The sequence below is a fragment of the Mycoplasmopsis adleri genome (assembly GCF_045276205.1).
Taxonomy (GTDB): domain Bacteria; phylum Bacillota_I; class Bacilli_A; order Mycoplasmatales; family Metamycoplasmataceae; genus Mycoplasmopsis; species Mycoplasmopsis adleri.
The window spans coordinates 59642-75570 of record NZ_CP174162.1 but is presented as its reverse complement, the minus strand read 5'-3'; the positions used below and the strand labels follow the sequence as shown (position 1 = coordinate 75570).

Annotated in this window: 10 protein-coding genes and 4 tRNA genes; 5 read left to right on the top strand and 9 right to left on the bottom strand. The window is 27.7% G+C overall.

Features of this window, described 5'->3' with window-relative positions; translation table 4 throughout:
• Window positions 1–49: 49 nt before the first annotated feature.
• The 4 genes from ACJA22_RS00330 to ACJA22_RS00315 all read left to right on the top strand — a co-directional run bounded on the left by ACJA22_RS00330 (window position 50) and on the right by ACJA22_RS00315 (window position 2110).
• Window positions 50–133: transfer RNA gene (locus tag ACJA22_RS00330), tRNA-Tyr, on the top strand.
• A 3-nt stretch (window positions 134–136) separates the two neighbouring features.
• Window positions 137–211 (top strand) — tRNA-Gln (locus ACJA22_RS00325).
• Window positions 212–264: 53 nt separating this feature from the next.
• Window positions 265–1059, top strand: coding sequence for an MAG0110 family membrane protein (locus tag ACJA22_RS00320; protein WP_406617160.1), 795 nt, complete (start codon window positions 265–267; stop codon window positions 1057–1059).
• Window positions 1060–1066: 7 nt separating this feature from the next.
• Window positions 1067–2110 carry a lipoprotein 17-related variable surface protein gene (locus ACJA22_RS00315; protein WP_406617159.1) on the top strand — a complete coding sequence of 348 codons (1044 nt, stop codon included), beginning with the start codon at window positions 1067–1069 and terminating at the stop codon, window positions 2108–2110.
• 78 nt (window positions 2111–2188) lie between these two features.
• On the opposite strand, the gene ACJA22_RS00310 is transcribed toward ACJA22_RS00315, so the two are convergent.
• The 5 genes from ACJA22_RS00310 to ACJA22_RS00290 form a co-directional block, all read right to left on the bottom strand.
• Window positions 2189–2264, bottom strand: a tRNA-Arg gene (locus ACJA22_RS00310).
• 94 nt (window positions 2265–2358) lie between these two features.
• Window positions 2359–2435 (bottom strand) — tRNA-Arg (locus ACJA22_RS00305).
• A gap of 269 nt (window positions 2436–2704) precedes the next feature.
• Window positions 2705–3880 carry an IS30 family transposase gene (locus ACJA22_RS00300; RefSeq protein WP_406617158.1) on the bottom strand — a complete coding sequence of 392 codons (1176 nt, stop codon included), beginning with the start codon at window positions 3878–3880 and terminating at the stop codon, window positions 2705–2707.
• Window positions 3881–4453: 573 nt separating this feature from the next.
• Window positions 4454–6106, bottom strand: coding sequence for an IS1634 family transposase (locus ACJA22_RS00295; RefSeq protein ID WP_406616757.1), 1653 nt, complete (start codon window positions 6104–6106; stop codon window positions 4454–4456).
• A gap of 241 nt (window positions 6107–6347) precedes the next feature.
• A complete protein-coding gene (locus tag ACJA22_RS00290) occupies window positions 6348–10778 on the bottom strand; it encodes a PolC-type DNA polymerase III (protein WP_406617157.1) in 4431 nt (1476 codons plus the stop codon).
• Between the two features lie 228 nt (window positions 10779–11006).
• On the opposite strand from ACJA22_RS00290, the gene ACJA22_RS00285 reads away from it, so the two are divergent.
• Window positions 11007–12455 (top strand): hypothetical protein, encoded by a 1449-nt coding sequence (locus ACJA22_RS00285; protein ID WP_406617156.1) that lies wholly within the window; start codon window positions 11007–11009, stop codon window positions 12453–12455.
• 470 nt (window positions 12456–12925) lie between these two features.
• Here the strand turns inward: ACJA22_RS00285 and rpsO are convergent, their stop codons facing one another.
• From rpsO to truB, 4 genes are all read right to left on the bottom strand, one after another.
• Window positions 12926–13192, bottom strand: a complete 267-nt coding sequence (rpsO, locus tag ACJA22_RS00280) for a 30S ribosomal protein S15 (RefSeq protein WP_406617154.1) — start codon at window positions 13190–13192, stop codon at window positions 12926–12928.
• 117 nt (window positions 13193–13309) lie between these two features.
• On the bottom strand, window positions 13310–14182 hold the full coding sequence (locus ACJA22_RS00275) for an FAD synthase (RefSeq protein ID WP_406617153.1): 873 nt from the start codon (window positions 14180–14182) through the stop codon (window positions 13310–13312).
• A gap of 13 nt (window positions 14183–14195) precedes the next feature.
• Window positions 14196–15044: a YcsE-related riboflavin metabolism phosphatase gene (locus ACJA22_RS00270; RefSeq protein WP_406617151.1), complete on the bottom strand. Its 849-nt coding sequence runs from the start codon at window positions 15042–15044 to the stop codon at window positions 14196–14198.
• A gap of 8 nt (window positions 15045–15052) precedes the next feature.
• Window positions 15053–15904 carry a tRNA pseudouridine(55) synthase TruB gene (gene truB, locus ACJA22_RS00265; RefSeq protein ID WP_406617150.1) on the bottom strand — a complete coding sequence of 284 codons (852 nt, stop codon included), beginning with the start codon at window positions 15902–15904 and terminating at the stop codon, window positions 15053–15055.
• Window positions 15905–15929: the final 25 nt, after the last annotated feature.

The following is a 15929-nucleotide window of genomic DNA, read 5'->3' as shown; positions in this document are numbered from 1 at the left end:
TTTTATTTTAACATTTTATAATATAATAATTTTGCTTTTTAAAGTAAATGGAGGGGTAGCGAAGCGGCCAAACGCGGGTGGCTGTAACCCACTTCCTCACGGTTCGGGGGTTCGAATCCCTCCCCCTCCACCATTTTGCCCCATAGCCAAGCGGTAAGGCAACGGGTTTTGGTTCCGTCACGCGTTAGTTCGAATCTAACTGGGGCAGCCATATCACCATTTGGTGATTTTTTTTATTTCTTTTTATAATGCTATAATTTTACTATGGAAAATATTAATACTAACCAAGACTACCAACAACTAAATCAAGAACAAAAAAGTCTTAAAAAGGCAAGACAAAATACCTTTTTAGCAGGTTCTATTATTTGATTTATATACGGTACTATAATTGCTTTTGTTTCAGCAATTGTAACTTTATTTGTTATTAAAAACACCAAAACATTCGAAATGCTAACAACTAATTATATTTTTATGATTATTTTTAGTTGTGTAACTTTTATAGCAATAACCATTGAATTTTTTGTTGGTCCAAAAATGAATTTTTGACTTCAATTGTTTGTTGTAACAATCTCAATGATCGGAATAGGAGTAGTAGTTTTATCAGTTGGATTGTTCAATCTAGTTCTTGCATTTTCACCTGGTGATAATGTAAACTCAACATTAGTTTTAATTAAAATATTATCAATCATTCTTGCACCATTATTATTAATGGGACTATTTGGAATTTTAGGAATGTATGATTTGATCAAAGTTAATGTTTGAACTATAGCAAGTATTATTTTTGCTATTGGATTCTTCTTTATATTCTTTTTAAGTTTCTTTGTATTTAACTCATGAATTAGAGCTTTATTCCCAGCTTTAGGTTTCATGTTAATGTTATGTTACATGGCTTTAGATTGATTCTGTATTACTAAAATCAATAAAGCATACAATATGACAATTCAAAGAGATGATATGCTTAAAAAAGAAATGTTTAAACTTTCATTATACTTTGGATTCAGACTTTCATTTGACTACATTTACATGTTAATTTATTTAATTCAAATATTTAAAAATTAAGGATAAAATGAAAAAATTTACAAACATTATAGTGACTAGCACATTAGCCACTCCTTTAATTGCTTTAAGTGCAGGATGCGAGCTTAACTCATCAAAAGATGTACGAAAAGCAACAGAAATTTTTGCAAAAGTTAATGTAACTTTAGATGCAAGCAAAAACAAAAATGAATTATTTGCTTCAGATATTGTAGCTGCTGATATTAAAATTGAAGTTCCAAGTGATATTGATAAAGACTTTAAAATGAATCTTGATCCTTCTTCATTTAAATTCTCTTCATCAGACTATACTGGAAATTTAGATGTTACGGTTTTTGGAACATATAAAGGTATTCAAGTAAATAGAATTGTTCAATTTGATGGTTTTAAATCATTTGCTCAAACTCTTAAAAAATACGAAGTTAATGGCAAAAAAATCGATTACTTTATTAGACCTACGCTTGAACCAACATTCTCATTTGCTAACACCTCACTTTTAAGTAAAAGCCTAAAAAATAGCGTTTTTTGAACACAATTTGTTTTCAATACAGAATCGAATTATTACTATTTTAATGTAAATACTCAAAATGCTTTTGTTAAAGATACCGTGAATGTATCTAATGCTGTTAACGCAGTAGCTTTCAATAAAATTACTGATTTTAATTACGCTAATGAAATCGTTTTAGCTCAAGAAGTTAAAGGTAAAGGCAAAAATAATTCTTCATCTTTTATTGTCTTGCAACAACCTACTATCAAAGGTAATGATATAGTTATCGCATTCAAAGTAAGTGGCGAACACACAGATAGCAATAATTTCTTAGTAGCTATTAATAAAAATGAATTAGAAAAATTAACAACTGTTGCTGTAAAAGATGTAGTTAATAATAGTGACAAACTAAAAATTATTTATGGAAAAACTATTTCAGAGGTTTCTGATATTCCTTTCCAATTTGTAAATGAAACCGTTCAAAAAGTGGCTATTTTCCAAAAAATGCCAAATAATCAAAATGCAACAATTGTCGTTCTAAAAGATATAAAAGATATTAAAGATGCAATTTATGCATCAACCAAATAAAGCTGCTTTTGCAGTTTTTTTATTTTAAAAAAGAAGCAGTATAACTGCTTCCATTATTATGTTTGAACACTAAAAAAATGGCGTTCACGACGGGAATCGAACCCATTACCCCAAGCTTAGGAGGCTTGTGCTCTACCTTGTGAGCTACGTGAACACTTATTTACTAAATAAATTATATTAAATCTTTAAGTTAATTTAATAATTTATATTTATTGTATATTGTTTGCCCCAAAAACAAAATAAAAAAATGGCGATCACGAGAGGATTCGAACCTCTGACAACAAGCTTAGAAGGCTTGTGCTCTATCCTGCTGAGCTACGCGACCACGCATATATATTATATAGCAAAGCAAATAAAATAAGATAAATATTTTTTTAAAAATTATTTATATAAATTCCAATTTTAAAAGTCCTAATTTTGCGTAAAATCAAAAATGTTACAAAAATTATAAATTATTACCAAGAAAAGCTTTAAAATCCTAAAAAAATTTAAACGAAAATACCAAGTTTTGTAAAAAACTTGAGTTTTTGCTTACTTTTTTCCAAAAAAGTAAGTGCCTTTTTGTCAAACTTTTTAGCACATAAAAAGTTTGGATTAGAAGCGAATGCTTCTCTTGTAATTATTTATAAAATCCATAACAGGAGTCAAATCTTGACCGTAGTAAGGGTCTATAGACTTGCCTTTTTTAAAATACCGTCTTAATAACCTGTGGCAGTTTTCGATAGAGCCTTTTTCTCCCGAACAATATGGGTGACATTTATATATTTGCTTAATACCTGGCACTTCATCTAGTTTCGCATTTTCACTACCATTATCTATGGTTAGCGAATCTATTGTCAAGTTATATTTTTGCATTAGGTATATCAGCCCATCTCTAACACCAGTGCTAGTCCGCCGTACCATATGAAAATAGAAGCGTCTAGTCTTTCTATTAATTAGCGTTACGAAACAACATTGATCAGTTTTTGAACCAATAACAGTATCTAATTCATAATCATTATCTCTAAGTCTTTCATTGATTTCTGTGCTGCGTTGATCAATGCTAACTCCAATCTTTTTAAGCTTTCGACTGTCTCTTTTTGGGGGTCGTTTTTGTTTAATTCCTTTGGTGGATAAATTGACCAAAATGCCTATTTCAAGGTCTTTAAAGACTCTTTGTGATATCAAATTATATACCATAGATTTTGAAGGTTTATAGCTGTTTGGATACTTTTCTTCAAATCTTCTTAATATTTCGTTAGCGCTTAGCTTAGGCGTTCTTTTTGCTAAATCTTTATTATTTCTATTTTGGGTATAATCATCAAAAAGCTCTGTTCAAAAATTTCTAAAATCTTGATATTGTTCTATTTTCTTTTTTGAATATGCTATTCTTTTACTTTTATCAAAATTAGCAACATTTATCATAAATTCATCAAGATCTAAATAACGAACTTTTTTAATTTTAGCATCACAACAATCACAGGTTTTTCTATCGCCTTTGCCTAAATATATTCCTTTTGAATATTTAAATAAAAACCTTTTAATCGCTTTAGTCGATATTTCAATATTTTGAGATATTTCTTTTAAAGATTGAAAATTTAGTAATCCATATATTATCTGAAACACTTCTGCAAAACCGATATGGTTTTTGTGTGTCGAGTAGTTTTTCGAGCGGCTTAAAATTTCAGAGTAATTCTTATCAACAGCGAAATGAATTTGTGAAGTTTGAATTTTGTTATGCACATTTTTACTTCTAACCAAAGTACAGAAAATTTTTTTATCGTTTTTCATATATAATTATGTTGTCCTTTCTTTTTATCATTTTTATTTTACCAAAAGGACAGAAAATCCCGACATTTTATAAATGTTGGGACTTTTATTTCTGGAATGAATATTAAAAATTATTTATATTCATTCTAAAAGTAAAATTCCCAACATTTATAAAATGTCGGGTTTTTTATTACTAAATAAATAACGAAAATTTGCGATCGTATTAGCGCTTTTATGAAGCGTGCAAAAAGGTTAATGATTCTTAAAATTTAAGCATTTGAATAACATATTGACTCATTAATTTACTATATTTGTTTTATTTTAAATTGACTTAAAAGTATTTTATTTTCGTAAAAAATATTAGTGTTTATAATAGTTTTTTTAAAAAATGAATATCCTGAATTCTTTTGTTTTTCGGAGCCTTTAATTAGTCAAATATTCTTAATCAATTTGCCACAAGTTATAAAAATAAATCCTAGCGGCATTACTAGGATTTGAATTAATTATTTACATTTTAATAGGTTCTCCCGAGTTTCCAACTTTTACAATGTAATTTTTAACAACTCATCTGTTTGATGAGCTGTTTTTAATAATTTAAAATTTTAATTCATTTAAAATTCTTAAATATGTTTGATAATCTTGAATTGCTTGATTATTGTTGTCGTTAATAATATATTCTTCACTTTCAATTTTTCCGTCAATAATCTTGCATGTTTTGATTGTTTCTTTTATTACATCTTGTAATTTTTTGATTGTGATTTTTTCATCTACAACACCGAGTTCTTTCAAACCTTTGTTTAAATAATAAATAACAAAATTTAATAAAACAAGAGATAAGAAGCAAAGTACGAAATGACCTTCAATATGCTTTTCACTTCATACATAAATAGGTCTTACAGCTAAAGCACTTTTTAAAGCTCTAAAGTTTGATTCTATTTGTCATTGTTTTGAATATAAATTCACAATTTCTTCAGGTGATAAATCAAATCTAGAGGTTTCATAAGCATAATATCCGTCAAACTTTTCATCTTCGATAATTTTGTCATAGTTAAGTTTGTAATAACCTTTACCACCAACTTTTTCGAAGAATTTAAATTTCTTTTGACCGAACATTACTTGATCATGAACTAGTCCGTCTTTATCTTGTCTTTTAATAAAATTATCGATTAAAATTTGTCTATCATTTTTATCTTTTAATGCTCTTTTTTTACTATATGTTACTACCAATCTTCTCTTGTGTCCGTTTGCTCTTCTATTCTTTCAAAACGAATAAAAAGTAGTTTCTTTATATTTAAAATTATTGTCTCCAAAATAGCCGGATTCATCTATTGCAAAGGTCTTTCGGTCATTTGAAGCCGCTTTTAATCTATAAGATAAAATGTAATCAATATCGTTATCTTCTAAGAATCTTATGTTTCTATTTGTACTCATTCCTCTATCAGCAATGAGTGTTACTTTGTTTAATTCATATTGTGATTTTATATTCAAAATAAAATTAATAAATGTTGATGCATCAGCAGTGTTCCCTTTGAATAATTTATAGTGAATTGGAATGCCGTTTTCATCTGTTGCTAAACCTAAAACAATTTGATCTTCTTTGAATTTTCCATCTTTAGAATAACCTGGATATCTCAATCCTTCTCTTACAAAACTTTCAAAATATACCGTTGAAGAGTCGTATCAAATAATATCTATTTTTCTATTTTTATCTTTGATCAATGTATCGTTAACACTCTTTAAAATGTTATTTTTATTTTCAGCTAAATAGTCTAAAGTATTATAAAATGTCGTCTTTTCAACTTCTAAATTTATATTGAATTTGTCTTTATTTTTAAAGGATGAAAGCATGCTACCCGGATTTACAATTCTATTTGAAATCATATATTTTAATAAATCATTTAAATACTTGGATTTTGATACTTTAGCATCTTTAAAAGGATTTAATTTTTCTAAGAAACTGTATAACAAATCATATCCATAATTGAACTGTTTTGTTTCAATTTTAACCTTGCTTATATCTAACTCTAATTGTCTAATTATCATATTTCTATCTCAATCAGTATTGTAGTTTTGAGATAGTTTTTTAATTTTTTCTACTGGATCAGAACAATATTTTTCTCATTTTTCAACTGTACCGATACCGATAGATTTCTTATAACCTTTGCCAAATCCTCCTGAAAGTGCTAAAGATAAGTAAGTAGAGTTCTTATTTTTTCTTGAAATTAATAGTCATTTGTCTTTTTTCATATCTTTATTATACCACAAATTACAATGTAATTATGTAAAAAAATAACTTTTTTTATTTATATATAAATAACACTGAAAAAAGTAATAAAAAAGAGCTCCAACTTGGAAACTCAGGTTGCCACAAGTTATAAAAATAAATCCTAGCGGCATTACTAGGATTTGAATTAATTATTTACATTTTAATAGGTTCTATATTTTCATTATTTAACTATAAAACAGTTTAATTAGAAAATTAGGTGAACTAGAATAATTTAAATTGATCGCTTTCAGACATTGAATCTAATGCCTTAAGATCGACGATTTTTTCAAACAATGTTTTATTAACACCGCTTCTTACTCTAAAGTCTTCTTTCGAACTATAAGGTTTAATTTCACGGTTTTCAACAATTGAGTTAGCAATAGCTTCACCTAATCCATCAATTGAATCGAATGGTGGAATTAAGCAGTTATTTTCTTCATCTATAATTCACTCGTGAGCTAATGATCTATCTATATCGATATTAGCAATATAGAAGCCACGAGCATACATTTCTTGGGTTATTTCAAGAACAGTAATTAGCGCACTTTCTTTATTAGAAAGTTCGTTTACATTCTTTTTATTTAAATCAGATAAACCTTTTGATACTTTAGTACCATGTCTTTTATCAATCATGGTAGATATATCTAGAGCTTTAGCGTGTGTTGCAAAATAACAAGCGTAGTGAGCTAATGGATAATAAAGTTTAAATCAAGCAATTCATCAAGCCATTGTAGCATAAGCAACAGCATGGGCTTTAGGGAACATATACTCAATTTTTTGCATACTATCAATTTTTCATTCTGGAACTTTATGTTCTCTTAATTTTGCAACTTCTTCTTCGTTAAGTCCTTTACCTTTACGAACTTTTTCCATAACGTTAAATGAGAATAGTCTATCTACACCTTGATCGATTAACATAATCATAATATCGTCACGACAGGAAATAACTTCTTTTAATGATAAGCCTTGTTTTAAAATTAAGTTTTGAGCATTGTGCAATCAAACGTTTGTACCATGGCTAAGTCCACAAATTGAAATTAAGTCAGCAAAGCTAGTTGGGTGTGCTTGACGAAGCAATTGTCTAACAAATTGAGTTCCATATTCAGGTAAGCCTAAGGCTCCAGTTAATTCTCCTGAAATTGTTTCAGGTTTAATTTTAAGTTCATCAAGTGAATAGAATAAACTTAAAACCCTAGGATCATTCTTTGGAACATCTTTAATATTAACACCCGTGTACTTTTCAAGCATCTTAATAATAGTAGGGTTATCATGTCCCAAAATATCTAATTTTAAGACATTATCATGAATTGAACGATAATCATAATGACTAGTTAATCAATCAGATTCGGGTTCGTTAGCAGGATAGTTCACTGGAGTGAAATCATAAACATCATATTCTTTTGGAATAATGATGATACCACCAGGGTGTTGTCCTGTTGTTCTTTTAACTTTTTCAATTTTTGAACCTAAGAATTCAATTAATGATGGTGAATAATCTTTTTTGGCTTCTTCGCAATATGCTTTAACATAACCATAAGCAGTTTTTTCAGCAATTTTGGCTATGGTTCCAGCTCTTAATGTGTGTGAGCCACCAAATAGTCTTTTAATTTCATTATGAACTTCAGGTTGGAACACACCAGAGAAGTTAAGGTCAATATCAGGAACTTTATCAGCATTAAAACCTAGGAATGTTTCGAATGGAATACTTTGTCCGTCCCCATGCATTACAGTTCCACAATTAGGACAAGCTTTATCTTCTAAGTCAAATCCACTTGTAATTCCTTCTTTATTAACAAATTCAAAGTGTTTACAATTTGGACAATTATAGTGTGGATTAAGTGGGTTAACTTCTGAAACATCAATTAATGTTGCAATAAATGATGAACCAACAGATCCCCGGCTACCAACAATATAACCTTCTTTATATGACTTTTGAACAAGCTTATAACTAATTCAATAAATAACATCGAACCCATATTTAATAATAGGGTTAAGCTCTGCTGCTATTCTTTGTTCAATAGCTTCAGGTAGTTTTTCACCATAACGTTTATGAGCATTTTCATAAACTAATTGTGAAAGTTTTTTAGCTGAATCATCAAAGTTAGGCGTGAATAATTTGTCTTTAATTATTTCAATATTTTCAACTTTGTTAGCTATGTAATTTGTGTTATCAATTACAATTTCATTAATCAATTTTTCATCGTTTAAAAACTTAAATTGATCAAGCATTTCAGCAGTAGTTAAAAAGTCAAAATTTGGTATGTTCAATTTTCCAGTTTGGGCTTTTTTATAGTCATATAAATAATGCCGAGCATTCTTTATACCTTTTGCATAAACTAGCACATCATAACTCATTTTATCAATTGTATTTATATATTTAGGATCGGCAGTTGCAATCACAATTTTGCCATTTTCTTTAGCAGTTAAAATAATGTCTTTTAAGCCGTCATAAAGTTGTTCTTGAGTAATGAATTCATCTTCAACTCAGTGAGCAAAAACTTGCGGTGCAGGTATTTCAATAACATCATAAAGTTTAAGTTCTTTTATGAAATCTTCTCTTGAAGAATAGAAATACTTTTCAAGCAATCTTCCTTTTAAAGTACCTGAAGTTATTAATACTTGTTCTTTATCAATCTTCACTAAATCTTCAACAAAAGTAACTGGCTTACCCATGAAATTCTTAGTTAAACAATCTGTGATTGCCCCATACATTGTTTTAATTCCATCATTATTTAAAGCAATAACTCCCATTTCATATGAGAAGTCTCTCGCATAAAGATTACGAGATGAATAATCATATAATTCTTTAAAAGTAGATACGCCAGCTTTATTTAATAAACTAGTTAATTGAATTCAAACATCAGCTAAAACATCAGCATCATAATCTCCACGGTGTGCTACATTTGGATCATATTTAACACCTAAACGGTTAGCAACATCTTCAAGTCTATGTCTTGTGTTTTCTGGTGAAGCAATTCTTGAAACAATCAAGCTATCTACAACAGTAACATTTGGGAATGGAATATTATTAATTCTAAATTGTTCTTTTAAAAAGTTGTAGTCAAACTTAGCATTGTGAGCAATTGCAATCTTATTATTTAAAATGTCATAAATTTTTAATAAGGCATCTTTAATATCAAGACCATCTTTTTCTAACATCTTATCTGTTATCCCAGTTAAGTCAGTGGTAAATTCTTTGAGTTTTGTCTTAGGTTTAATAAAGAATTGGTTTTTATTAATCTTTTTGAAGTTCTCGTTGATTTCAATGCTACCAAATTCAATTAATTCATGATATTTTGGACTTAAACCAGTTGTTTCAATATCGAATGAAACATAAGTTGCATCTTTAATTGATCCTTCAGGAATAGCTCCATAAATACTGTGATTATTTTTAGTAATTGTTGATAAGGCAACTCCGAAAATAGGTTTAATCTTCTTCTTTTTAGCTCTTGTATAAAATGCTGGGAAGCCTTGAACGCCATCAGTATCCATGATACCTACAGCGCTCATATTTAATGATTTAGCTGCATCAATAATATTTTCAGGCTCAATTATACTATCCATAACATTCATTTTACTTGAAGCATGCAACTCAACTCTTTTGATATCGCCTTGATAGGTTTCTTTTTTAAGTTCAATTGCCGGTTCAGCTGGATAAATATTATCAACATAAACAAAAACATTACGTTTCATTCTATCGCTGCTTGGTAAACTACCTTCAACTTTAATTCATATACCTTGCTCACCATTTTTAGCACTATTTAAAATATCATCAATTTCTTTAGGCAAGAAATCTCTTGTATATCATGTCGCAGTAACAGCATCACGATAATCACCTAATTTAATTGTATAAATAGGGAAAGCATTATCATCAGTAATATCTTTTTTAACATTGTAAATTTCACCAACAAAACTTACGCCAGAACGTTCTGGCATATTTTTTAAATTATCAATTGTAGTTTCAGTATAGCTTCTTTTGAACTTTCTTCTATTTTTTGAAGCATATTGAGCTAGTCTGCTACCGCTTTCATAAGTTGGAGTTTCTAGTTCTTTTTTATTTTCTTCAATCATCTTTTTGAGAGTAGATTGATTCTTTTCGTATCATTCTTTTGTGTTATCTTTAACTTTATAATCAACTGGACTATATTGTTGGAATACAAAAGATAATCATTGGAAACCATATGAAGCAAGTTTATGTTGCAACGCTTCAATGATATCTTTATATTGGCTTTCAAAATCAATATTATCATTGCTAATTAATACATTGAATGTCCCATCTTCAGTTTCAGTAATATTTTTAATAATTTGAGTTCAATTGAATTTTGCTAATCTACTTCATTTAGATTTTTTATCAGTGATTTTTTTAATATATTCAATCAACATTTTCTTTGTATATTGTTCTTTTGGAAAAACAAATCTAGGATTAAGTTTAAACACTTTTTCGTCTTTTCAAGATTCATAAAAACTATTAAAAGCCTTTACTGGAATAGGGTGAGCAAATGTAAATCTTACATCTAAACCAGCATTTGGATCATCTAATGAACTAGATAATGTTTCTAATCTAGTTCCTTCGAATTCTTTAGTAATTTTGAATGATACTGTATCGCAAAAAATTTTAAATTTTTTTAATCCTAGCTCTTCTTTGTTATCCATAGTAATTAATATTATAATTAGAAAAAACACATAGTAAAGAGAATAATTATTTATTTTATAAATTGTGTGAAGTGAACTTCAAAAATACGATACTTATAATAACTTCAAAAATAACGAATTTTTAACTTTTGGGTATCTTTATTTATGCTATGAAAAAAATTGAAAAAATAAATTGTTCTGAATTATGAACTTAGAAATGAGTACAGATTAGAATTTATAGCAAAAAATATGAATAAATCCATCACTTGAATTAGTAAATATTTGCAAATTAATTGGCATACAGCAAAGAAACTTAGAGATAAAGTGTTAAACAATTGCTTAATTATTTCTCATAAAAATAAAGGTAATCAACACCATAGAAAAATTAGCACTAATAGGATTGATGAGTTGATTAATGAATATCTCACTTTTATTGATGATGTATATGACCGAAAATGCGATTGTTCTGTTTCATTAATATTTTTTTATGATTATTGCTTAAAAGATTTTGACAAGAACAATATGACTTATAAATCATTCATAAAGAATCTGGTTGCTAAGGGTTTTTATTCAAAAAATATGACCAAGAAAACAAAGAAAAAAGAAAGAGAAAATTTAAGAAAACTTAAAGAAAATAATGGAGATGTAATAGCAATAAAAAGATTAATTAAATATAATGAAACTATGGAAACGACAATGTTTAAAGCAAGAAAATGTAGAGATAATAACCTTGATTTTGGTGAAATAGTTGAACTTGATGCTTGTGAACATCGTTGAATGAATGGCGAAAAATCTAATATTTATGTAGCTGTAGATTCATCAACTTCAAGAGTTTTAGCAGTACATATTGAACAAGAAGAGACTAATCTAGGCTATATGAAATTATTGGAAGATTTATTTAGAAATTATGGTAAACCAAAAATAATTAGAACTGATAAAAGAAGAACTTTTTGAGGTACTGATTATTCGGATACGCCTTTAAAACAGTATTTAAATTCAAAAGGTATAGAACTCCAAAGCTCTAGTATTGCCATTTTTAAACCTCATGTTGAAAGAGCAAATAATTCTCTACAACAATTCTTACCTCCATATTTACATTTAAAGAAAATAAAAACATTTGAAGATTTTATTCACAATAAAGAAGAAATCATTCAAGCTTATAATAAAAGAAATAAAAAAGATTATGAGCACAAGAAAAATATATTTTCTAAAATGGATGAAAGTCAATGTAGTGTCTACTTAACAATAAAAAGAAAGATATACGCATCAACTGTACAATTTCAAAATAAGTTTTATGTTGCTGTTAACGAAGAAAACAAAAGGCAATTTATTTCGCCTGATGACGATGCTGCATTTATTATTAAAAGTGATGGAAGTTTATGTTTCTCAATAAACCAAAAAGAATACAAAACTGAAATTTTAAAAGACAAGGAGCTAAATGATTTTCGGCAATTTTGTATTCACTTTAAATTTGATTCTAGTCAGTCATGTTCGAAAGAAATATATCAATGATTTAAAAGAGGCTATTCTTTTTATAGAATGCTTGATGACTTAGTTTTTAAGCTTAAAGAAGCTTTAATTAAGTTTGATCCAGATGATGAAACATTAAAGAATATTGTTGTTCAAAACGATGAAATTCTAGAGTTTTTCCATAAATGACTTTTAGAAATAGAATCAAAAAATCTCGACGTCATTTAAACGCAAAGATTTTAAAATTTTAAAACTATAATCTACCCAAGATGATTATAGTTTTTTTCTTTTAAAAAAGAAGAATTTTAATGTTTTTCCAATAATTAATTTGTTTTAAAAAAATCGTTATTTTTGAAGTTCAGTTCACACACATAGTAAAGAGAATAATTATTTATTTTATAAATAAATAGGTATTGTTTCCAATAAATAATTTTGAGGCTTGTATCATTAAGAAATTTAATTATGAAAAAACTTGAAAAATTAATAAATTCGTTTGTATTTTAACTTATACTACTTTTCATTTTCGTTATGTATTTTAGATGGTGTTATATATGCAAATTAGCCGCAAAAATAATGTGATGTAATTTCCTAAAACCACTATAAAGCAGCAATATTGAATAAATGAACGCTTGAATTAATGATCTTCCTATATTGTAAAAAATAAAAATAGTGATTTCTCACTATTTCTTGAAAAAAGATTATTTTCTGATGTTTAATTCGGTAATAACTTTGTTATAAAGATTGAAATCTTCTTCTTTTAAGTGTTGTAATAATAATCTACGTTTTGTAATTTTTGCTAAGAAACCTCTACGTGAGTGGTTGTCTTTAGGGTTGTTTTGGAAGTGAGGTTTTAAGTCTTCGATTTCAGCTGTTAAGATAGCGATTTGTACGAAGATGTTACCTGTATCTTTTTTGTTTTTACCGTATTTTGAAACAAGTTGAGCTTTTTGTTCTTTTGTAATCATGTTTAATCTCCATATTTGAATTTAAAATATATGTTTTACCCTAGTTTTAATTTTAATTAAAACCAAGTATAAAAATGCATTGTTTCATATTAAATGCTCTTTAATATTACCATAATTTTATTTTTTTATAAATTGTTTTTTGCTGTTGTTAATATCAGTTTCACTAATAGCTTCATCGCTAGGTTTAACAAAGAACCTTAATGGTTTTAGAACTTTAATTCTAGAATTAATTTCTTCGTTATCTTTTAAAGCAAAGTCCACAAATTTAAGATCATAATCGCCATCAAGGTTTGCTCTTAAAATTGCATAATAAACATAATTATTAATTTCTACATAACTTAAATATAAGCCAGCTCTTAATAAGACTAAATTATCATCAACTTGCATGTTAATAACATGGTCGTCTAAATTATGATTAATCAACTTAGAACTAAAGCTATATGTAAAACAATTTAATGAGTTTACTAATTCAATATCACCTAATTCAAGGCATTCTTTTAGAAAAGAAGTTGAAATCTTAATTGACTCATTTACCTTTAAAAAAGGCATTGCGGTAATTTTATCAGAGCCAATTTCCTCTTTTAAAGTGCTTACATTCCCTTTTGCTTTAGCTCCATATTTAAAATCTTCGCCCACAATAATATGAAAATTATTTTGGTTGGTTGTTAACTTTTTAATAAATTCAGAAGGTTCTAAATTAGCTATTTTGTTGAATTCTAAATAAATTGCTTTTTGAAAACCTAGATTGGCAAATTCTTGAATGCGGTTATTAAAATCACTAAAAATAAATGGATTCTTATATTTATTAATGTTTTCAATATCTTTAAAAAAAACTAAAACAATATCTCTTTCGGGTTCGTTTGCTTGCAATTCTTTTGCTTTTTTATAAAGCTCATAATGCCCTAAATGAAAACTTTCAAAAGACCCAATTATGAAAACTGGATCCTTGAAAGTTGGAAAATTATTAAAATTATAGATATCTAAACTCATTGATTAATTCCTATTAAATTAATTGTAAATCACAAAGTTTTTTGTAAACTCCATCATATTCACAATCTAATGCAACGTCTTTTGAAACGCCTTTAACTCAGTCGTTTGCTCTTGTCATAGCAACACCATAAGCTGCTTCTCTAAGCATTTCGTAATCATTTGAACTATCACCAAAAGCAATTAAATTCTTTTTAATGTCTAAATTTAAATAATTACATAATCATTCTAATGTACCAGCTTTTGTAACACCTTTAGGTGTAATGAAAATACCTTTACTTCATTTAGCTGCAATTTCTAAATCTAAATTATTGTCTGCAATAATTTTTCTAGCATATTCAGCACACTTAACCGTTTTTTCATCACCGTCAGCACCAATTGTAATGATGTGTAAGTGGTTTTTGTCCATTTTATCATAATCCATATCGATTAATTTTTCGTTATGTGGTTGTAAGAATCATGTATTTGTATCCATGTTAGGTGATTTAAAACCATAATTTTGATCCATGATTAAAACGCTATCACAAGGTTCAAATTTAATCATAGCTTCATATAAAAGTTTAAATTGATCAAACTTGATTGTTTTTTCATAAATAATTTTTTTAGAATTATTATCAAATGCAAATGAACCATTAGCACCAATAAAAAAATCTAATGATCTAGGTTTTTTCATTAATTTACCAATTGTTACAAATTCTCTAGCAGTTGCTAAAGTTGTTCTAATACCGTTTTTATGCAATTCATCAAACATGTTAACAACAGTATCATTAAATTCTAATTCACCATGTGGTAATAATGTGCCGTCAATATCAAAAGCAGCTAATTTAATGTTCTTTTTCAAATCTGTTTTGCTCATTTTATCCATGATTGCTCCTAATTAATATTTATTTCTTTTAGTCTATTTCCAAAAAGTTTTTTAACAGTGAGTTGATTGTTTTCTATCGAAACTATGCCTAAAATTGTGTTTTGAAATTCTAGTATATGCTCACCATTTGTGTGGTTAAAAACTTTAATTTTTTTACCGTTTTTAATTTCATTAAACTCTTTGTTTGTTGGAACAAATATAGGTAATCCTATAATGTGTGTAATATTAATTTTAGCAAAATCTCAACCATTTAATAGTGAAATATCTAAATTACTTATAGCAGTTCTTTTAAGATTTTTCATGTAGGCAAAGGTTCCTAAAAATACTCCTAAATCATTTACAAGAGAACGAATATAAGTGCCTTTTGAAACCTTCAAGGATGCTTTTAAAATTTGTTGTTTTTCATCAAAATCTAAAATTTTAGCATCATAAACTTTTATCTTTTGAGGTTTTAATTCAACTGATTTGTTTTGTCTAGCTAAGTCATAACTGCGTTGTCCATTTATCTTTTTAGCACTATAAATCGGTGGTATTTGACAATTTTGCTTGATAAATCATTCTTGGATTTTAGTTAAATCTTTTTGATTAACTAGCTTATCTGAAGAGTTAATTATTTTACCTTCAGCATCATATGTATCAGTTTGTTTGCCAAATTCAATTTCAACTTCATAGGTCTTGTCTTCATTATTTAAATAAGGAATTAGCTTGGTATCATAATCAGTGGCTATTAATAATAAACCGCTAGCTAAAGGGTCTAATGTACCTGTATGTCCAATTTTGGGAATGCTATTTGCTCTAGCAAATTTTTTGATTGCTTGAAAGGATGATTCTCCTTTCTTTTTGTTTAAAAGATAAAACATTTTTCTCCTTTAGCTACTTAAATAT